Origin of the sequence: Paraburkholderia sp. 40 (assembly GCF_050434105.1) — a bacterium.
Taxonomy (GTDB): Bacteria; Pseudomonadota; Gammaproteobacteria; order Burkholderiales; family Burkholderiaceae; genus Paraburkholderia; species Paraburkholderia tuberum.
The window spans coordinates 178,416-198,392 of sequence record NZ_JBNPVY010000004.1; the positions used below are offsets into that span (position 1 = coordinate 178,416).

General features: G+C 66.8%; 16 protein-coding genes. 9 read left to right on the forward strand and 7 right to left on the reverse strand.

Annotated elements, in window-relative coordinates; genetic code table 11:
• Positions 1–70: 70 nt before the first annotated feature.
• Positions 71–739 (reverse strand): cysteine dioxygenase, encoded by a 669-nt coding sequence (locus tag OKW28_RS22505; protein ID WP_429449059.1) that lies wholly within the window; start codon positions 737–739, stop codon positions 71–73.
• A gap of 138 nt (positions 740–877) precedes the next feature.
• On the opposite strand from OKW28_RS22505, the gene OKW28_RS22510 reads away from it, so the two are divergent.
• The 3 genes from OKW28_RS22510 (at position 878) to OKW28_RS22520 (ending at position 2,055) form a co-directional block, all read left to right on the forward strand.
• Positions 878–1,363, forward strand: a complete 486-nt coding sequence (locus OKW28_RS22510; RefSeq protein WP_090804098.1) for an Lrp/AsnC family transcriptional regulator — start codon at positions 878–880, stop codon at positions 1,361–1,363.
• Positions 1,344–1,592 carry a BrnA antitoxin family protein gene (locus OKW28_RS22515; protein ID WP_429454409.1) on the forward strand — a complete coding sequence of 83 codons (249 nt, stop codon included), beginning with the start codon at positions 1,344–1,346 and terminating at the stop codon, positions 1,590–1,592. The genes OKW28_RS22510 and OKW28_RS22515 overlap by 20 nt, the downstream gene beginning before the upstream one ends.
• Positions 1,593–1,848: 256 nt before the next feature.
• Positions 1,849–2,055, forward strand: a complete 207-nt coding sequence (locus tag OKW28_RS22520; protein WP_429449061.1) for a hypothetical protein — start codon at positions 1,849–1,851, stop codon at positions 2,053–2,055.
• A gap of 19 nt (positions 2,056–2,074) precedes the next feature.
• Here the strand turns inward: OKW28_RS22520 and OKW28_RS22525 are convergent, their stop codons facing one another.
• Complete coding sequence (locus OKW28_RS22525) at positions 2,075–4,591, reverse strand: FUSC family protein (protein ID WP_429449063.1); 2,517 nt, start codon at positions 4,589–4,591, stop codon at positions 2,075–2,077.
• A gap of 213 nt (positions 4,592–4,804) precedes the next feature.
• On the opposite strand from OKW28_RS22525, the gene recC reads away from it, so the two are divergent.
• Genes recC through OKW28_RS22540 form a run of 3 tightly spaced genes read left to right on the forward strand, consistent with a single transcriptional unit; the run spans position 4,805 to position 14,006 of the window.
• A complete protein-coding gene (recC, locus tag OKW28_RS22530; RefSeq protein WP_429449064.1) occupies positions 4,805–8,197 on the forward strand; it encodes an exodeoxyribonuclease V subunit gamma in 3,393 nt (1,130 codons plus the stop codon).
• Positions 8,194–11,919: an exodeoxyribonuclease V subunit beta gene (recB, locus tag OKW28_RS22535; RefSeq protein ID WP_429449066.1), complete on the forward strand. Its 3,726-nt coding sequence runs from the start codon at positions 8,194–8,196 to the stop codon at positions 11,917–11,919. The genes recC and recB overlap by 4 nt, the downstream gene beginning before the upstream one ends.
• Positions 11,916–14,006: an AAA family ATPase gene (locus OKW28_RS22540; RefSeq protein WP_429449068.1), complete on the forward strand. Its 2,091-nt coding sequence runs from the start codon at positions 11,916–11,918 to the stop codon at positions 14,004–14,006. Before recB ends, OKW28_RS22540 begins: the two co-directional genes overlap by 4 nt.
• A gap of 55 nt (positions 14,007–14,061) precedes the next feature.
• Here OKW28_RS22540 and OKW28_RS22545 read toward each other — a convergent pair whose 3' ends face one another.
• Positions 14,062–14,703 carry a VC0807 family protein gene (locus OKW28_RS22545; protein ID WP_429449070.1) on the reverse strand — a complete coding sequence of 214 codons (642 nt, stop codon included), beginning with the start codon at positions 14,701–14,703 and terminating at the stop codon, positions 14,062–14,064.
• Positions 14,704–14,892: 189 nt separating this feature from the next.
• On the opposite strand from OKW28_RS22545, the gene arfB reads away from it, so the two are divergent.
• On the forward strand, positions 14,893–15,297 hold the full coding sequence (gene arfB, locus OKW28_RS22550) for an alternative ribosome rescue aminoacyl-tRNA hydrolase ArfB (protein WP_429449072.1): 405 nt from the start codon (positions 14,893–14,895) through the stop codon (positions 15,295–15,297).
• A gap of 12 nt (positions 15,298–15,309) precedes the next feature.
• On the opposite strand, the gene OKW28_RS22555 is transcribed toward arfB, so the two are convergent.
• Entirely contained in the window at positions 15,310–16,605 is a 1,296-nt protein-coding gene (locus OKW28_RS22555) for an EAL domain-containing protein (RefSeq protein WP_429454411.1), read from the reverse strand.
• Between the two features lie 625 nt (positions 16,606–17,230).
• Here OKW28_RS22555 and OKW28_RS22560 point away from each other — a divergent pair.
• A complete protein-coding gene (locus tag OKW28_RS22560; RefSeq protein WP_429449074.1) occupies positions 17,231–17,521 on the forward strand; it encodes a putative quinol monooxygenase in 291 nt (96 codons plus the stop codon).
• An 80-nt stretch (positions 17,522–17,601) separates the two neighbouring features.
• Here OKW28_RS22560 and OKW28_RS22565 read toward each other — a convergent pair whose 3' ends face one another.
• The 3 genes from OKW28_RS22565 to OKW28_RS22575 form a co-directional block, all read right to left on the reverse strand.
• Positions 17,602–17,859: a hypothetical protein gene (locus tag OKW28_RS22565; protein WP_008923870.1), complete on the reverse strand. Its 258-nt coding sequence runs from the start codon at positions 17,857–17,859 to the stop codon at positions 17,602–17,604.
• A 234-nt stretch (positions 17,860–18,093) separates the two neighbouring features.
• Positions 18,094–18,333: a hypothetical protein gene (locus OKW28_RS22570; RefSeq protein ID WP_429449076.1), complete on the reverse strand. Its 240-nt coding sequence runs from the start codon at positions 18,331–18,333 to the stop codon at positions 18,094–18,096.
• Between the two features lie 199 nt (positions 18,334–18,532).
• Positions 18,533–19,252: a YdcF family protein gene (locus OKW28_RS22575; RefSeq protein WP_429449077.1), complete on the reverse strand. Its 720-nt coding sequence runs from the start codon at positions 19,250–19,252 to the stop codon at positions 18,533–18,535.
• Positions 19,253–19,517: 265 nt separating this feature from the next.
• On the opposite strand from OKW28_RS22575, the gene OKW28_RS22580 reads away from it, so the two are divergent.
• Positions 19,518–19,841: a hypothetical protein gene (locus OKW28_RS22580; protein WP_018418368.1), complete on the forward strand. Its 324-nt coding sequence runs from the start codon at positions 19,518–19,520 to the stop codon at positions 19,839–19,841.
• Positions 19,842–19,977 lie beyond the last annotated feature (136 nt).

Below are 19,977 nucleotides of genomic sequence, written 5' to 3' on the forward strand. Positions count from 1 at the left end.
CGTGACCGCGTAATCGCGTAATCGCGCGAATACGTGAGGTCACGTCACCTCACGTCGTGACGTGCAACCGTCAAACCATCTCCGCCGCGTCGGCCATGCGCACGATGTCGTTCACGTGCGTGCCGATCCGCGCGCCTTCGACGCCATAGATATGCAGCGACACCGCCGGCGCATCACTGCTGTTGCCAAGCCGATGAATCGCAGCACGGCCGCCGCGCACGAACGACACTGCGCCGCGTTTGCGCGTCTGAGCGCGCAGCGCGCTCGCGCATTGATGCGCATCGTCCCATTCGAAGACCGTTTCGCTCAGCTTGCCCTCGACCACCGCGTAACCGCACCAGGTGTGATGCGCGTGCACGGGGCTCGCCTGGCCGGGCTGCCAGACCAGCGCGGCAATCGCATAGCGGCCTTGCGGATCGGCGATGAGCAGATGGCGCCGATAGGTGTCGGCGGAACCTTCGCGTTGCATCGGTGCGAGCAGCGCCGGGTCGGCGGCCGCCTCGGCGAGCGCGAGCCGCATGGTGCGCGCGAAGAACCTCGAATGCGACGGCTCCGAAAATTTCGCGCAGGCTTCGAACATCGCGTCGAGCGTGTCGCACAGGCGCTCGAGCGGTGTGCGCCCGATCTCGCCCAGCGTTTGTGTCGGTAACGCGGCCGCTTCAAGTCGGGCCGGGTCCGGCAGCGACTTCAGGTAGTCGGGAAGGTGCTCGAAAGCGGTGGCGCGAAGGTCGTCGCTCATGGTTTCATTGCAGCGCGGGCGCTGCCGTTCGGCAATTTTCGGTATCGATATTTATACCGGTTTGCCCGGAGAAAGAGTTTCCATATAATTTCCTCGACCGTCAGAAAAGTAGAATAATTTCCTATGAGGGGTGGTGGTATGAGTATGGATATCATCGATCGGAAGCTGCTCGAATTGCTGCAGGCAGACGCGACGATGCCGATCGCCGAACTCGCGCAGCGCGTGAACCTGTCCCAGACGCCTTGCTGGAAGCGGCTGCAGCGCCTGAAGGAGGCGGGCGTGATTCGCGCGCAGGTGGCGCTGTGCGACGCGCGCAAGCTCGGGGTCGGAACCACGGTGTTCGTGGCGGTACGGACGAATCAGCACACGGAGACATGGGCCGCCGCATTTACGCAAGCGGTGCGCGATATTCCCGAAGTGGTCGAGGTCTACCGGATGAGCGGCGAGACCGACTATCTGCTGCGCGTGGTGGTCTCCGATATCGACGATTACGACCGGATCTACAAACAGTTGATCACGGCCGTGCCGCTGTACGACGTGAGTTCCAGCTTCGCGATGGAGCAGATCAAGTATTCGACGGCGTTGCCGGTGCGGCCGGCTGTGACTGTCACAAATAACGGCTAACGCGCGACATTGTGTATCTACAAATAATGATGAGGTGCCCGCCGATGATTTCAAAAAGTTGAAGCGCGTGGGCGCCCGAGGACGTCCGCGTCTCGAGACGCCGAAGGTCCTGCTGACGGTTCGCTACGATGCCGACGTGGTCGATGCATTCAAGGCGACGGGAGAGGGTTGGCAAACGCGAATGAACGATGCGCTGCGTGACTGGCTCAAGGATCATCGACCCGCATGATGGAAGGAGGGCGCACGCGCGCTCGCGACTGCGCTTGCAGTACCTTTTTCGAATGCCGGATCACAGACCAAAATCACCAGCAGTAACACGAGGCAGATCGCGTGCCGTCAGGAGCGCCGCTTGCTGCCTCGACAGTAAACGCGCCACAGCGCATCCATACGGCTCCCCCGGCTGCAAGCCGCGTGCAAGCCCACTGGGCGTAGAATGCCGCCTTCTCCGACCCATCCGCGACTGCTTCGCGAATCGAGCCCGCTTCATGACCAGACCGCTGCGCAAGAAGAATCCGACCTTTGGCATCTCCGTCTTTATCGTGGTGGCGATCCTGCTGGTGATTGCCACGCTGTTCTATAACGCGATCCGCGAAAAGCACCAGTTCGACAGCCAGCCCACGCAGGTGCCGCCGGTGGCCTCGGAGGCTGCGGCGGCCACCGCGATGAAACCGGCGAGCGGCGCCGCGCAATAACGCCCGCGCGCTTCCTGCTTCACTCCTCCGGTAGCCGGATCATGCTCGCGTCCTTGCGAATCTGCGCGGACGCTGCGAGCATCTGCTTGCATTGATGCGCGAGCAGCTTCGTGTCATGCACGGCATCGGCCGTATAGTCCGGCGATTTCTCCGTTTCGACGACCATCGCATCGAGTTCGCGACTCATCAGTTTGATCTGCTCGCCCTGCTCGGCGGGCAACGCGGTGCCGGCTTCGGCGGCGCTCAGGTTGTCGCGCACGAGGCTCAAAGCGCGCTGCAGCGGCTGTAGCGAGATATCCTCGACCTGGTGCTGCTGTTGCGCGGAAGTGCGCAACAGCGGCGCGGCGGCCGTGATCTGCGACGCGAGCACATGGCTGCGCACCAGCAGACCGTTCAACTCCGGCACGAACTTCTGCGCGGACTTCGGTTCGAGCATCATCCGCTGGAACGCCTGACCGAGATTCGCGAACGCAACGTGAACGTTCTTGCGCGCGAGCCGATAACGGTAATCGCGGTCGAGCGCGGTCGCCGCGGCGGCAGCGGCGGCCGATGCACCGCTTGCCGGGCGCGCGGTCGCGTTGCGGATGGTGGTGGTGTCATGGCCGGCCTCGCCCGCGTTCGCCTCGGCATTGGCGTCGGCGACCGGCTGTGCCACGCCGGCGCGCCCAGCGCCGCGCGCACGGACGCCACTCGCCACTTCGGCTCCGGCTCCGGCGACGGCGAGCGCCGGGCCGCCAAAGCCGATCGCCGGATCCGCCATCGCCGCCGCCGGCGCGCGCGCGCCCGCTTCGGTCACGGCCGCGACCACCGCCGCGGCCGGCTTACCGCTCCACCACCAGCTCGCTTCGAGATACTGCCGCGTCGCGCTGATCATGTTGTTGACGAGCTTGCCCATCAAGCGGTACTCCCAGTACGGGAACAGGTGGCTCGCCGCGATCGCGATCGCGCAGCCGACTACGGTGTCGATCGCGCGCTCGCCGATGATGCGCATGCTGCCCGGCGCGAGCAGATGGAACAGCAGCAGCACATATGATGACGTGAACACGACGCTCGCCGTGTAGTTGAACAGCAGCAGGCTGTAGCTCATCACCATCGACGCGAACATCACGACCATCAGGATGTGGGGCTCCTTCACGAAGATGATCAGCGCGATGCTCGCCGCGCAGCCGATCAGCGTGCCGATGATCCGCTGCCCGTTGCGCTGCTTGGTCAGCGAGTAGCCGGGCTTCAGAATGATCACGGTGGTCATCACGATCCAGTACGCGTTCGTGAGCGGCAGCAGGCGGCCGAGCCAGAAGCCCACGGCGACCGCGATCGTCACGCGCAACGCGTGTCGAAAGCTCGGCGAGGCCATCGTCAGATTCGACAGGATCTGCCCGAACGGCACGCGCCGGCTCGACACGAAACGGCTCAGCGCCTGGTCGATGCGCAGTTCGGTTTCGGTCGGGCCCGGCTCGTTGGTAAGGCTTCGGCGCATCTTGTCGATCAGCCGCGTGGCGCTCCAGATGCGGCGGAAATTCGACGACACGGCCGAATACGCCTCCGGGTTCTGCGTCGGCAACTCCTGCTTGCGCATCAGTTCGATTTCATACTCGATCGCGCGCAATTCCGCCTTCACGTTCACGCGCATGCGCGGCGCCTGGTTCTGCAGCACCGCGAGGCCGATCTCCTCGAGATCTTCGGCCGCCTTGCGGATCAGATCGCGATAGAACACCAGCAGATCGGAGCCGCCGAACGTGCTGCGCACGAGCGTGTAATCGGTTTGCGCGCCGACGAACAGCTCGTGCAGATCGACGGTATTGATGAACAGGTTGTAGAGCATCGCGCGGCGTGGTTCGAGCTTGCCGCGCTTCAACTTGGGCAGATTGCGCAGCACGATGTCGCGCGCGGCGTCCTGGCGATCGACCGCGGAGATCTGCTTGTCGACGAGGTTGCGATAGCACTCGTCGAGATCGTTGTCGAGATCGTAGAAGGCGGCGCGCGCGAGCAGATAGTCCGCGCACGCGAACACGCTTTCGGCGAGCGCCTGCTGCTCGATCCGATGCATCATCCAGCGGCTCACGAAGGTCGACCAGTACGTGTACCAGAGACCGCCGAGCAGGATCCACGACGCGTTGACGAGCGCCTGCAAGGGCGTGAAGTGCTCCACCAGCGTCATGATCATCATGAACAGCGTCGCGAAGCTGATCTGCGGCCAGCGATTGCCGTACACGACGATTAGCGACAGCACGAACGTGAGCGGCACGACCGTGCACCACAGCGCGATCGGATTGACGGTGGCGAGGCCGGTGGCGAGCGCGGACAGAAAGCCGATCACCGAGCAGGCCAGCATCTCGTTGTGCTTGTACTTGAGCGGGCCCGGCATGTCGACGACGCAAGCGCCGAGCGCGCCGGTCGCGATCGTGAAGCCGAGGTCACGATTGTGAAACACGATCAGGCACAGGATGGCCGGTAACGACACGCCGACCGCGATGCGCAGGCCGCCATAAAAGTACTGGCTATAAAGGAATTTTCTTATTTCGACCGAATAGCGCATCGACTACCTGAATCCATTCACTGAGAAAACCGCAGTTGGAAAGACAGCGCGAAACTGCCGTCGAGTCTAACTGATTTTGCGCACGTTCTGACCTCGTCCATTCGGCCAGGTTATGCCCTGGGGATTGGTTTGTTATGCTGTCGCTTCAATGTCCGCCGTGGCTCGCGCGCATCGCTCGCGGGCCATCGGCGTGCCAAATGTGATCTGGAATCCATGCTTCAGCTCTTCTACTCGAACCGCTACGAAACGCTGGTGGGCGCGCTGCTCGACAACCTCGCGCAAGCGCCGTCCGACCCGTGGACCGCGCGGCCCGTGATCGTGCCGAGCGCGGCCGTGCGCCGGCGGCTCGAGCTCGATATCGCCGCGCGCCAGGGCATCTGCGCGAACGTTAACTTTGGTTATCTCGCGCAATGGCTGTGGGCGCAGATCGGCGGCGTGATCGAGGTGCCGAAGCATTCGCCGTTCGCGCCGGACCGGCTCGTGTGGCGCTGCTACCGGCTGCTCGGCGACTCAGACGAAGCGCTGCCGTGGAACGCGTCGCCGCGTCTGCGCACCTATCTCGATGCGGCCGACGCGTCGATGCGCTACGAGCTGGCACGGCGCGTCGCGACGGTGCTCGATCACTATCTGACCTATCGCCCCGAATGGCTGCTGCAATGGCACAAGGGCGGCTCGATCTTCGCGAGCGGCGCGGCTGACGACACCGGTCCGCGTCTGACCGGCGCGAGCGACGCGGCGCGCGAGGACGAGCGCTGGCAGGCGGCGCTGTGGCGCGCGGTTCTTGCCGAGCTCGCGCAAGCCGGCGGTCATGCGCAAACATCCGCGGCCGCGCTGCCGCCCGCGTATCGGTTCCTCGATGAAATCGCGGCGCTCGATCTCGAGGCGATCTCGAACGCGCGATGGCCCGAGGCGGTCAGCGTGTTCGCGCTGCCGACCATGCCGCCGCTGCATATCGCGTTGCTGCGCGCGCTGTCGCGCTGGATCGACGTGCGTCTGTACGTGATGAACCCGTGCCGCGAGTTCTGGTTCGACGTGGTCAGCGAAGGGCGCGTGCAGGCACTCGACGCGGCGGGGCAGCTCGACTATCAGGAAGTCGGTCATCCGCTGCTCGCCGAATGGGGCCGCCAGACTCAGGCGCAGCTGCATATGCTGCATGAGCTGACCGAAAGCGCCGCATCGGCCGAGACCGGCGAATTCACCGAAAACCCGGAGCCGAGCTGGCTCGCCGCCGTGCAGAACGGCATCCTCGCTTTGCGCGACGAAGCCGATGCCCGCGAGCTGCCGATCGAGCGCGGCATAGAGGTGCATGTCTGCCATAGCCTGTCGCGGCAGCTCGAAGTGCTGCACGATCGCCTGCTAGGCTGGTTCGACGAGTTCGACGATCTCCAACCGTCCGATGTGCTGGTCGCCGTGTCCGATCTCGCGGCGGCCGGTCCGCTGATCGATGCGGTGTTCGGCACCACGCCAGCCAACGACACGCGCCGCATTCCGTACCGCATTACCGGCCTGCCGCCGTCGCAGGCCAATCCGGTCGCGCGTCTGTTGCTCGATTGGCTCGCGCTGCCCGAGCGCAGCGTCGGCGCGCCGGATCTGATCGAATGGCTGCGCGTCGATGCGGTCGCGGTGCGCTACGGCATCGATGCGAATTCGCTCGAAGCCGCGCAGGAATGGCTCGCGGCCGCCGGCGCGCGGCGCGGGCTCGCGCCGCTCGAACCGTTGGGTGAACACGTGCCGGTCGCGCGTCATACGTTCGCCGATGCGCTGACGCGCCTGTACCTCGGCTACGCGATGCCGGCAGGCGGCGAGCCGGTCGATGCGTGGCTGCCGGTCGAAGGCGCGGGCGGTTCGGATGCTGAACTGCTCGGCCGTCTGTCGCGTTTCGTCGACGACATCGACAGCTTCGCGGCGAGCTGCGCGATCGAGCGCACGCCGTCCGACTGGTCGCAACTGCTGCTCGAAACGCTCGGGCAGTGCTTCGACGGCGGCGTCGAGTTCGCCGATTCGCTCGCGGCCGTGCGCGACGCGCTCGATGCGATGAGCGCCGCGATGCAGGCCGGCGCGCATGATGTGTTGCTGCCGGCGTCGGTGGTGCGCACCGCGCTTACTGAAGCGCTCGACGACCCCGCCCGCGGCGGCGTGCCGTGGGGCAGCGTGACGTTTTCTTCGCTGACGAGCTTGCGTGGTTTGCCGTTCCGCGTGGTCTGCCTGCTCGGCATGGACGACGGCGTGCTGCCGTCGCTCGCACGCGCCGACGAATTCGATCTGATGGCCGCGTTTGGCAAGGCCGGCGACCGTCAGCGCCGCGACGACGAGCGCAATCTGTTCCTCGATCTGCTGCTCGCCGCGCGCGAGCGGCTCTTCATCGCCTACACGGGCCGCAGCATTCGCGATAACGCGCCGCTGCCGCCGGCCGCGCTCGTCGACGAACTGCTCGATCATCTCGCGCAGGTGTCGGCGGGCGAGGACGCGAGTCCGGCCGAGGTCGACAGCGCGCGGCGCGAGTTCATCGTCGAGCATCCGTTGCAGGCGTTCGCGTCGGACTACTTCGCGGCGAAGCCCGACCTGTTCACCTACGACGCCGATCGCGCCGAACTGGCCACGCTGCTTGCCGAACCGCAGCATGCGGCCGCCACGCCGTTCTTCGATCAACCGCTGCCGCCGGAAGATATGCACGAGGTGGAGTTCGACGACTTCGTGCGCTTCTGGCGTCATCCGGCGCGCGCACTGCTGCGCGACCGGCTCGGTATCGCGTTGTCGGATGCGCAGGGCGAGTTGCTCGACACCGAGCCGTTCGATCTGGACTATGCGGGCCGCGACGCGCTCGCCGAGCGCGTGCTGCCGGTGCTGCTAGACGCCGGCACCGACGACGAGGTGATGTATAGCCGCGTGCAGCGCGTCGCCGAGGCGAGCCCCGAGTTGCCCGGCGGCGCGACCGGCGCGGTGTGGCGCGCGCGCGAGTTGTCCGCGCTGCGGCAGTTGGCGCAAAGCGTGCGGCGCGAAGTGGCCTCGGGCGTCGAGCGTTTGCCGTTCGTGCTCGACGTCTCGCCGCGCTGGCCGCAAGGCGGCGATGGCACCGACAGCGCCGTCTCCCTGTTTGGCGACTACGACGCGCTGCTGCGCGAGTCCGCCGAAACGCCGCTGCAATTGCGCGGCACGTTGAACCTGCTGACCGGAACGGGACAAGTGATCTTTCGTTATGCCAAAGCCAGCGCGCGCGACTATCTGTCCGCGTGGCTCGCGCATCTGGTCTATTGCGCGGCGCAGCCGGACGGCCCGCGTCGCACCGTATGGCACGGCAGCGGCGAGAGCTTCGAGCTGGCGCCCGTCGCGGCTCCGCTCGACGAACTCGCGCCGTTGGCTGCGCTCTTCAATGCCGGCCGCCGGCTGCCGCTGCGCTTTTTCCCGAAAAGCGCATGGGCGAGGGTCAGCGAAAGCGAATCGGCGGCGCAGGGCGTGTGGATCAACGACCGCGTGCGCGGCGAATCCGACGACCCCGCGTTGCGCATCGCGCTGCGCGGCACACTGCTCACGCTCGACGAACCGTTCGGCAGCCTCGCCGCTATCGTCTTCAAGCCACTGATCCAGCATTTGCGGAGCGCCTCATGAGCGACGCGCTGCGCCATCAAAGCCTCGCCGCCGACGAACTCGACGTGTTTGCATGTCCGCTCGACGGCGTGAACCAGATCGAAGCGTCGGCGGGCACCGGCAAGACGTGGAACATCTGCGCGCTGTACGTGCGGCTGCTGCTGGAAAAGAACCTGAACGCGGATCAGATTCTCGTCGTCACGTTCACGAAGGCCGCGACCGCGGAGCTGCACGAGCGCATACGCGGCCGTCTCGCGGAACTGCATCGCGCGATCGAGATGGACGACGACGGCGACGATCCGTTCATCCGCCGGCTGTTCGAAACGACGCTCGCGCCCGAGCGCGGTATCGAGCGCGAGGCCGCGTTGAAGGTCGTGCGCCGCGCGCTGCGCACGTTCGATCAGGCCGCGATCCACACGATCCACGCGTTCTGTCAGCGCGCGTTGCAGGAAGCGCCGTTCGCCGCCGCGATGCCATTCGCGTTCGAGATGGAAGCCGACGACGCGGCGCTGCGTTTCGAACTCGCCGCCGATTTCTGGCGCGAGCAGGTCGAGCCGGTCGCGCATGCGCATCCGGCGTTCGCCGCGTGGCTGGTGGCCAAGCGCGCCGGTCCCGCGTCGCTCGACGAGCAGCTGGCACGGCGCCTGAAAAAGCCGCTCGCGCAATTGCGCTGGGGCAGCGTCGACGCGGCCGGCGCAAGCGCCGATCCGCAGGCCGGCTTCGATGTCGCGTGCGCGATCTGGCGGGCCGAACGCGACGCGATCGTCGCGCTACTGGCCGAGGCACAGGAGCGCCTGAGCAAGACCACGCACAAGCCCGATCACGTGAGCGCCGCGATCGCCGCGTGGACCGACTACTTCGCGCAGGGCGACTGCCATGCGCCGCCGCCGCGCGCCGCGCTGAAGCTGACGGCGTCGGCGTTGAAGAAGGCAACCAGGGTCAAGTTCGAGCCGCCCGCACATCCGTTCTTCGAGCATGCCGACGCGCTGGCCGCGGCCGTGGTCGCCGCCGAGGCCGCCCAGCGCGCGCGCTGGCTCGCGCTGGTGCAGACATGGCTCGACTACGCGCCGGCCGAGTTGGTGGCGCGCAAGCGCACGCGCCGCGTTGTATCGTTCGACGATCTGCTCGCGAATCTGTATCGCGCACTGGCCGCGCATCCCTGGCTCGCCGATGCATTGCGTAGCCGCTATCCGGCCGCGCTGATCGACGAGTTCCAGGACACCGATCCGCTGCAATTCGCGATCTTCAGCCGCATCTTCGCGCCGGCGGGACCGCTGTTCCTCGTCGGCGATCCAAAGCAGGCGATCTACAGTTTTCGCGCGGCGGATCTGCATACGTATCTCGCGGCGCGCGAGTCGGCGTCCGCGTGCTACACGCTCGCGGTCAACCAGCGTTCGACCGCCCCGATCGTCGAGGCGTGCAACCGGATCTTCGAAGCGAACCGCCAGGCGTTCGTGCTCGATGGGCTCGACTATCAGCCAGTGCGTGCGGGCGAGCGGCGCCGCGCGCCGTTTGCCGATCCCGACGCGAGCGGCGGCGATTTCCGCATCTGGACGTTGCCGCGCGGCGAAACGCCGCTGGACAAACGCAGCGCGCAGCGCGCCGCGAGCGAAGCGTGCGCGGCCGAGATCGTGCGGCTTTTGCGAGGGGCGCGCGAAGGTGTCGTAACGATCGGCGACAAGCCGCTCGCACCGGGCGATATCGCCGTGCTCGTGCAGACGCACAAGCAGGGCAGCCTCGTCAAACGCGTGCTCGCGGCGTGGGGCGTCGGCAGCGTGGAGCTTGCGCAGGCGTCGGTGTTCGCGACGCTCGACGCCGAGCAGATCGAGCGCGTGCTGGCCGCCATCGACACGCCCGGCGATCTGCGTCGCCTGCGCGCCGCGCTCGCCACCGACTGGCTCGGGCTCGATGCCGCCGCGCTGTGGCGTCTCACGCAGGTCGCCGATGCGCCCGCGGCCGCGGCCGTTGACGAACCCGCGCCGGCGCTCGACGTCGCCGACGCGATGGGCTGGGTCGAGCGTTTTTCGCGCTACCGGATGCTGTGGCACGAACGCGGCTTCGCGGTGATGTGGCGCACGCTGGTGCGCGAGCTGCGCGTCGCGCAGCGGCTCGTCGCGGGTGTCGACGGTGAGCGTCGGCTGACCAACGTGAACCATCTCGCCGAGCTCGTACAGGCGCGCGCGGCCACCCAGCCCGGTATCGCGCCTACCTTGCGCTGGCTCGCCGCGCAGCGCGAGCAGGGCGGCGGTGACGAGGCGCAACTGCGGCTCGAGTCGGATCGCAATCTCGTGCAGATCGTCACGGTCCATAAATCGAAGGGACTCGAATACGCGGTCGTGTTCTGTCCGTTCCTGAACGATGGCGGCTTGCGCGAGCCGCCCTCGTCGGGCTTGCCCGACGCGCGCGAGTATCACGACGACAGCGGCGACGCGGTGCTGCACTACGGTTGCGACGAAGAGGAAGCCGAGCGCGCCTCGCGTTACGCGGTGCGTGAGCAGGCGGCGGAACGCGCGCGGCTCGTCTATGTGGCGCTCACGCGCGCGGTGTATCGCTGCTACCTGGTCGCGGGCACTTATCTGTCGTCGCGCTCGACGAAGGAGTCGCGGCGCAGCGTGCTGAACTGGCTCGTCGGCGGCAGCGGCCACACGTTCGACGCCTGGCTCGCCGAGCCGCCCGACGAAGCCGCGCTCGCGGCGAGCTGGCAGGCGCTCGCGGGCGGACCGGTCACGTTGCGGGCGCTGCCCGAAGTGACGCGCCGCGTGCCGCTCGAAAGTCTGCGGGATCAGGGCGCGCATCTGCACGCGCGCGCGAATCGGCGGCCGTTGCGCGATCAGTGGCGCATGGCAAGTTTCAGCGGGCTGATCGCGGCCGGCGGCAGGAGCGGGGATGCGCACGCGCACGCGCCGCAGGAAGACGTGCGGCCCGACCACGATGAAATCGCCGATGCGCTACCCTCCGCGCCGCTGCTCACACCGCTCGCCGCGTCGAGCGCCCCGGCGCATGCCGACGACGACATCCTCGCGTTCCCGCGCGGCGCGGCGGCAGGCGATTGCCTGCATCGGATGTTCGAACTCGCCGATTTCACCGAGGCGCGCACCTGGCCCGACGCGATCCGCGGCGCGCTGCGCGAGCGTCCGGCGCCGGCCGCGCCCGAGCTCGCCGTGCGCTTGCCCGTGATGATGCATCGGCTGATCGCCGACGTCGTCTCGACCGAACTCGTGCCGGGCATGACGCTCGCGCGGCTCGATCCGCGTCGGCGCCTGAACGAACTCGAGTTTCTGTTCGCGGCCCCGTCGCTGGATTTTCCGGCGCTGCGCGAACTGCTGATCGAATACGGCTATCCCGATGTCGCGCTGGAGCCCGGCATGCTGCGCGGGTTCGTCAAAGGATTTATCGACATGATCGTCGAGCACGACGGCCGCTTCTGGATCGTCGACTGGAAGTCGAACCATCTCGGCGACACCGCCGCCGACTACGCGGCCGCGCCGCTCGAAGCGGCGATGGCGAGTCACGCGTACCACCTGCAGGCGCTGCTTTATACGGTCGCGTTGCATCGCTATCTGAAGACGCGCGTGCGCGACTATGCATACGACACGCATATCGGCGGCTACCTGTATCTGTTCGTGCGCGGCGTGCGGCCCGACTGGCGCGATGTCGACGGCGCCGCCGGTGTGCACAGGCGGCGTGCGCCGTTCGAACTGGTGGCGCTGCTCGACGCGGCGATGATCGGAGGTGGCGCATGAGCACGTCCGGCACGCTTGATGAGCCCACGGCCGCGCCGCTCGGGCTCGAAGACATCGGCGTCAACCTGCCCGCGCCGGCCGATTTCAGCATCGCGCTGGCCGAAGGGTTCGCGCGCCGTATCGGCATGCTCGCGCGGCGCGGTGGCGCATCGACCGAGGTGGTGAAGTGGGCCGCGCGCGGCGCGTTCGCCGCGAGCCGCGCGACCGCCGAAGGGCACGTGTGCGTGCCGCTCGCGACGCTCGCGCGCCGCTTCGACGCGTCGAGCGCCGAAGTGCGCGCGGCGCTGCTCGCGAGCGGCATGGCAAGCGATGGCGCGGCGGACGCGGCGGGCGCGGCGGCGTTGCGCCCGCTCGTGATCGACGCGCAGGGGCGTCTCTATCTCGCGCGCTACTACGACTACGAGCGGCGCCTGGCCCACGCCCTGGTCGCGCATGCGACGGGCGAGGCGAGCACCGCGAAGGCCGACGCGGACACCGCCCCCGCCGCTTTGCGCGAACGCCTGCTGCGCTACTTCGGTCCGCCGCGAGACGACGACGTCGACTGGCAACGCGTCGCGGCCGTGATGGCGCTGTCGGGGCGGCTGACGATCGTCAGCGGCGGCCCGGGAACCGGCAAGACCACGACCGTGGTCGGTGTGCTTGCGTGTCTGCTCGATGCGCGCGCCGATTTGCGCATCGCGCTGGCGGCGCCGACCGGCAAGGCGGCGCAACGGATGCAGGAAGCGTTGCTCGCGCGCGCGGGCGACCTGCCGCCCGAACTCGCCGCGCGTTTGCCGCAGACGTCGTACACGCTGCATCGCTTGCTGGGGTCGGGGCCGGGCGGGCGCTTCCGGCATCATCGCGATAATCCGTTGCCGTATGACGTGGTCGTGATCGACGAGGCGTCGATGATCGACGTGGCGATGGCCACGCATCTGCTCGACGCGATCGGGCCGCAAACGCGGCTCGTGATGCTCGGTGACAAGGACCAGCTCGCCGCGGTGGAAGCCGGCGCGGTGTTCGCCGAACTCAGCGCGCGGCCGGCGTTGAGCGCGCGCGGATTGCAATGGGTAGCGCAGGCGCTCGACATCGACGAGGCGCGGCTCGCGCGGGCTTTGCCGCGCGCGTTGCGTGAAGTCGATGAAGCACCGTTGGACGATTTATTTGCGCCGCCCGAGACGCCGCAAACCTTCGAGTCACCCGCGTCGGGCGATCTGTTCGGTGACGGCGTGACATCGGTGACTGGCGAGCAGGCGGATCGCGATAAGCGATCGGCGATCGAACGCAACCCGCTCGCGGACTGCGTCGTCTGGCTCGAGCGCAACTACCGGTTCGGCCTCGAGTCGCCGATCGGCCGTTTGTCCGTCGCGATTCGCAACGGCTCACCGAGCGCGGCGCTCGACGTATTGCAGATCGACCCGACCGAGGTCTGCGCCGCGGCGCTGCACGAGGACGCTCACACGACGCTGGCCGAGCGCACCACCGCAAGACTTGCCGGTGGTTTCGCGCCGTACGCCGACGCGCTTGCCAGGGTGCTCGCCGTCGATACGCCCGATCCAGTGCCGCTCTTCGACGCGCTCAACCGTTTCCGCATCCTCTGTGCGACGCGGCTCGGACCCCGCGGCGTCGATCAGGTCAACGCGGCGATGGCGGCTGAGGTGCGCCGCGCCGCGGGCGTCACGCTCGCGGTCGGCGCGCAGTGGTTTGCCGGACGTCCGGTGATGGTGACGCGCAACGATTACGCGCTGGGTCTGTTCAATGGCGACATCGGCATTGCGCTGCCGGGCGCGGGTGGCGCGCTGCGCGTGTACTTCCGCACCGGCGACGGCGGCGCGCGCGCGGTGTCGCCGGCCGCGCTGCCGCCGCACGACACCGCGTTCGCGCTGACGGTCCACAAGTCGCAAGGTTCGGAGTTCGAGCAAGCGGTGCTGGTGCTGCCGTCGGCGTTCAGCCGGGTGTTGTCGCGTGAGCTCGTGTATACGGCGATTACTCGCGCGCGCGAACGCGTCGAGGTGATCGGCGCGCGGGCCGTGCTCGCGCAGGCGATCGCGACGCCGACGCAGCGTGATTCGGGGCTGGCCGCGCGGATTGCCGAAGCATCGCGTTGATCGCGCGGCAGCAGGCAGAAAAAGCGAAGTGGCGGACTTGTGGTGCGAGCGGCGCTCAACCGGCAACCCCGCTCGCCCGCTCGATGGCCTCGACGCGGCTGCGCATCGTCCTGCGATACCACAGTGTCCACAGCGCGAGTCCCGCGTAGATGCCGTAGCCGATAAAGGGCGACACGACGAGGAAGCGTTCGATCGGCCACGTCAGCGCCATCCACGCGCGTAGCGCGGTTTCGGCGGTCAGCCCAATGCCCCACACGAGCGTCATGGTTCGCATCGCGGTGGCGAGACCGGGGCGCTCGCGCCATAGCGCCTCGAAATGCGCGGCGCCGCCTTCCATTTCGCGAGCGACCGTCGCGCGCGCGAGGTAGAAGATCAGAGGACGACGCATCGGCAGTGACAGCAGGAACACGACGCCGACCACGCCGGACACCAGCGACTCGCGCAACAGCAGCATGCGCGGACTGCCCCCGAGCGCCATGGCCGCGACCGACAGCACGATGCCCGCCACCACCATCACGCTGAGCGCATCGACGCGCCTGAAGCGCGCGAGCTCGATCGCGCTCCACACGAGCGGCGGCACGGCGGACGCGATCAGCGCGCCGGTCTCGCCGACCCGCGGCAACGCGAGCCGGTAAGCAAGCCACGGCAGCAGAAAGTTGACGGCCAGTTCGAGCACGAAACCGGGACGGATTTTCATATGAATTTACGCCGTAAGCGAAAGAACCAGTATCGATGAACCGGTCGGGCCGACGCAAATGGTTTTTTTCGTAGCGTTCGCGAGCCGGTGCCGCCGGGCGCCGCACCGGGCGCTCCGCCGCCTTCCCGCGAGTTCGGGCATCTCGCGTCGAGCGCTTGTACACTGACGCATCTTCCTTCCCGACCACCCATGACATCCCGCTATCCAGTCCCGCCCAACGAAATCGAATTGACCGCCGTGCGCGCGCAGGGGGCGGGTGGTCAGAACGTCAACAAGGTGTCGAGCGCGATCCATCTGCGTTTCGACGTGCGTGCCTCGTCGCTGCCGGAAGTGCTGAAGATGCGTCTGCTCGCGCTGTCCGACCACCGGCTCACGCGCGACGGCGTCGTGATCATCAAGGCGCAGGAGCATCGGACCCAGGAGATGAACCGTGCGGCGGCGCTCGCGCGGCTCGATGAACTGATCGAAAGCGTCAGCGTGGCCCGCAAGCATCGGGTCGCGACGCGGCCGACTCGCGCGTCGAACCTGCGGCGGCTCGACAGCAAGGCCAGGCGCAGCGAGGTCAAGTCGGGGCGCGGCCGCGCGCACGAGTAGCGGCGCGGGTCGCTAACGTCTCGCGCCGCGTCTGCCGGTGCGCACATCCGGCGGCGACGCCTCCGGCACAAAGTCGACGCACAGCACGTGCGTGCCGTCGCGCTCGAACGCGATCGCCGCGGTGTAGCAGTCCTGACCATCGGCGAGCGAAAAATGCGGCCCCATCATCGCAACGCGGCCCGGCGCCGCGAGCGCGTGCCGGAAATACGCGCGACGCGACCAGTTGCTGCGCGTCTCCGTATAGAGCGGCGCGAGCCGCTTCGGAGGCGGCGGGACCGACGCCGCCGTCACCGAAGGCTGGGTCTGCTCGCCCAGGCCGTCGGTGAGGAACACGCGGCGCGCTTCGGGCAGATGCCAGACCTTTTGCGCGGCCTGTTCGAGGTCACCGGTCGCCTTGTAGGTGTCGACGGCGGCCAGCACCGCTTCCGCGAAGCCCTCGAACCCGAGCCGCTGGTGGCCGGCATGCGCACGCTCGTACTCGGCGAACTTGCTCCAGATCGACGCGACGAGCGCAGGCACCTTCGTGCAGGCGGCCAGCACGCTGCTCTTTGGCTGACCGAACCAGAACCCCTGCACGAAATCGACGTCGGCCTGCATCAGGATCATCAGCTCTTCATCGGTTTCGACGCCTTCGGCGAGCACGAGCGTGCCCGACTGATGCAGCATCGCGATCAGATGGCTGATCATCGATTCGTCGCCCTCGCGCTTGCCCGCGCGCGCGACGAGCGAACGGTCGAGTTTGACGATGTCGGGGCGGAAGCGCCACACGCGATCGAAGTTCGAGAAGCCGGTGCCGAAGTCGTCGATCGCGATCAGAAAATCGCGCGGCTGCGAGGCGGCGAGCATGCTGGCGACGGCGGATTCATCGTCGGCGGGCTGCTCGAGCACTTCGATCACGATGCGCTCCTGCGGCAGCCCGAAATGCGCGGACAACTCGTCGATGAAAGCGCGCTGCGGCCAGCCGGTTTCGAACACCTGCGGGCGCGTGTTCAGAAACAGCCACCCGGTGCTGATGCCTTGCTCCATGAAGTTCGCCACATGCAGGCAGCGCGCGATGCGATCGAGTTCGCGCGCTTCGGCGGCCGTGCGCGTGCCGGAGAACAATACTTCGGGCGAGACGGGCAGACCGACCGGATCGAACGCGCGCAACAGCCCCTCGTAGCCGACCACGCACTGATGCGTGACCGACAGCACCGGCTGGAACACGCTGTGCAATGTCAGCGCGCGCCAGGTCGCGGTCCAGCCCGACTCGCCGCGGACCAGGTGCGGGAGCAGGCCGCTCACGGTCAATTCGCTGACGGATGGCATAGAAGCGGGCATGAGAGCTGACATGGGATCGTTGCGGCAAGGGAATGAAGGGGCACGCAAACCCATTCGGCGCGTAGCGCTCGCCCACCCGAAGCGCCGCCGGAACGAAACGAACGCGTCCCGCGAACACGGAGGGCGGTACCAGCCACGCTGGACTCCGGCGAATTGGTCAAAATGAGTCTAGCAGTTTGCAGCGCGCGACAATGTGCGGGTTATCACAAACGCATGGGCGCGAAAATTGTCTGCAAAACGGCTGCCTACGGCTGTGCGACAAGCCGTTGCGGTAATGCGCCGGAGCGTCCCGCGCTCTTGCCACGCGCGAAACCGATTCTCAATCGCAATGAGTTACCGTACCACGCCGAGGGTAGCAGGGCGCCCAGAGGTCGCCCGCCAAACTCCAGGCGCCGACGGTGCTCACACGCTAGTGCCGCTGTAGGCGCCGATGTGGCCATTCGAGCGGCGGGCTTGGCACTGCTCTGCCGGGCGGATTCTGGCGCGACGTGACGGTGGCGCGGCATGGCGGGCAGAGGCGAGATTCGTGCGTCGCTATGCTGGCCGGCGCCCTCGCCGGCAGGTTCAGCGATCGGCGGGTATGCTGCTGATTTTCGAAAATAGGAGATCGGGCATGGCGGAAATCGCGGTGGTCGCAATTTCGGTGGCGAAACCGGGACATGAGGAGCGGTTGAGCGAGGCCCTCGAAGGCATCGTCGGACCGACGCGCAAAGAAGCGGGTGTACTGCAGTACGACTTGCACCGCGACGTGCAGGAGCCGCGCCGGTTCGTGTTCATCGAGCGGTGGGAAAGCCAGGATGCGCTCGCGGCGCATGCGAAATCCGCGCATATCCAGGCTTATAAGAAGGCGGCCGCGGATTGGATCGAGCACGCGGAGATTCGCGTGGTGTCGAAGATCGCCTGAATTCGGGCGCGGGCGACAGCGGCGCGCGGACACGCTGGACAGGTGGGGCGGCCCTGAGGCCACCGGCGCGCCGTCAGCGATCAGTGGGTTGCTTGCGGGACATCCAGAATCAGGATGATGGTCCAGTCGGCGTCGCCGTCATGGTGATACTGGCGCTCCGCGACAATGAACGGCTGCTGCTTGCCAGCCGGGCCGAGAAACAGCACGTCGCCTTCCATCGGCAGGCATTCGACGGGCGGCAGCGCGAGGTACGCTTCCTGACCGCCACGCGGCATCAGTTTTTCGATCTTGCGAGATGCTGCTTCGGTCCATTCGATATCAAGCTGGATGTTGCTCATGCTGTCCTCCGCACCAGGGTGCGCACGGGTTAGGGGATGCCGGCGGCTCGCCGGTCGGTGCGCGACTTTAGCATACAGAGAGCAGAGCGCCGGCGGCTTGCCAAGCCGGTGCGCGCTCGGAATGCCTTGCCAGCAGCGAGCGGGTCGCACGAATAAAAAAGCCGAAACCGGCGCTGCCAGCTTCGGCTTTTTCACCTTCACGACGAGACCGCGAGGCGAGATCCGCGAAGTCGCTCAGGTGCCCGACGCGTCGGCACCCTTCTTCGGATGATGCGGAGCCATTTTGTGATGCTTGGCCGGCGCGGCGGGTGCGCTTCCCATCGACTGCTCGCGGTTTTGCAAATCTTGCGCACGCTGCTCGACGTCGGCGGCCTTCGCCGGATCGGTGCTCGTCGTGATGCCGTTGTCCTGCGCGTAAGCCGCGCCGGCTGCGGCACACAAGGAAATCAGGATCGCCATGGACACTTTCTTCATCGTTACCTCCGTAGAATGGTGGTGGACCCGAGTATTGCCTGTCCAGTGGGAAAGACAATGCATTCTATCGAGCAAACTCTTCTCCAACCGATGGCTTTGTAACCGTGCTCAACACTTGTTACATTTTGTAATAGCTGGACGCTGGTTGAATAAACCGCGACGTCCTCGAATGCGAGAGCGGAGCGGCCTACATCGTTCGTCAGAACCAGCCGATCGCGCGATACAGGTGAAATTGCGCGAGGCCGATCAGCTCATGCAACGCTATCTCCGCGGCCACGAGATTGGCGAAGCGCGGCAGCACGCCGATCCGCGCGCGCCGCGCGCTCGAAATCTGCGGCTGCGGCTCGACGCCGAAGCGCTGAAAATCGAGCAGCGCACGCGGCATCTGATACGCGGAGGTGACGAGTATCAACGTGTCGTAATGTGATTGACCGACAATAACCGAGACGTTGCGCGCGTTCTCATAGGTCGTGCGGCTCCTTTGCTCAAGCACGATGTCCGAGCGCGCCACCTGCTGACGCAGCAGATAGGGCAGGTAGGTGTCGGCTTCGGTCGCGCTATGCCGCTGCGGATTGCCGCCGCTGACGATCACCCGGCACGTGCTCGCCGTGCGCTTGCAGGCCGCGTAGTTCTGTGCGCTGACCTCGATGCGCGAGAGTACGTCGCGCGGTGGCACCAGCACGTGGTCGTGGTCGTAGACCGTGCCGCCGCCGAGCAGGATGATCGCGGTGCGTGGCGCGAAGGTGGCGGCCGTGGCGCTCTGTCGTTGCGGCTGCGCCAGATCGAGCAGTGGCGCGGTCAGCCAGCCGGCCGCGAGCAGCCAGAACAGCGCGATCATGCAGACGATGAGCGGCCGGCGCGCACGTTTCCATAGCACGATTGCTGCAAAAAAAAGCGCTAATAAAGTGAATAGAATCAATTTAAATGGGGTAACGTATGTCTTTCGGGACAAATCCACGGGCCTGCCATCGCGCCGCGGCGGTTGCATCGTCGGTTCATGGAGAGAACGCTAACATGCCGTTCTGACGGGGGTTCCGAAAACGAGACCAGGCAGCACCTGGCGGAAATCCGCTGTCAGACAGGCGGCGAGCTTCCGACCAGGAGCGGGTGCTACGCGCGTCGCCGGTGGCGCAGTGACGCGTGGGCATGAATGTGTCATAGCTGCACTTTAAGAAAGAAGTGAGATGACCACGTATTCCAACGAAGCGGTACTTGAAGCGCTGCGGCGAGCGCAATATCGTCAGGTTCCCTGGGCCAGAAGGCCGGGTGTCTTCCAATATCTTCGCGCGCTGGGGCTGATGGACACCGTTCGTCAGCGAACGGTCGCACCGGCGCCAGGCTTTCATGCTCCCGTCGATATCGCCGTGCTCACCGAACGCGGCAAAGCGGAGTTTGCGCGGCTCGAGCACGACGAGCGTCTGCTCACATGGACAGCGCAACGCATGAACGATTATGTTCTCGGCGCGGCCGAACCGCAGTCCGCCGCGACAGCCGAAGTCAGATCTTAGCTCAAGGTTCATCGCTTATCTGAACTGAGTCACTGTCCGCCCGGGCCTGTCACCCCCTCAGCGGGCCGTCGCTAACGTCGACCGGTCGCCGTGCGCGTCCGGGGGCGAATCTCGGCTTCCCATCGACGAGGCGGCG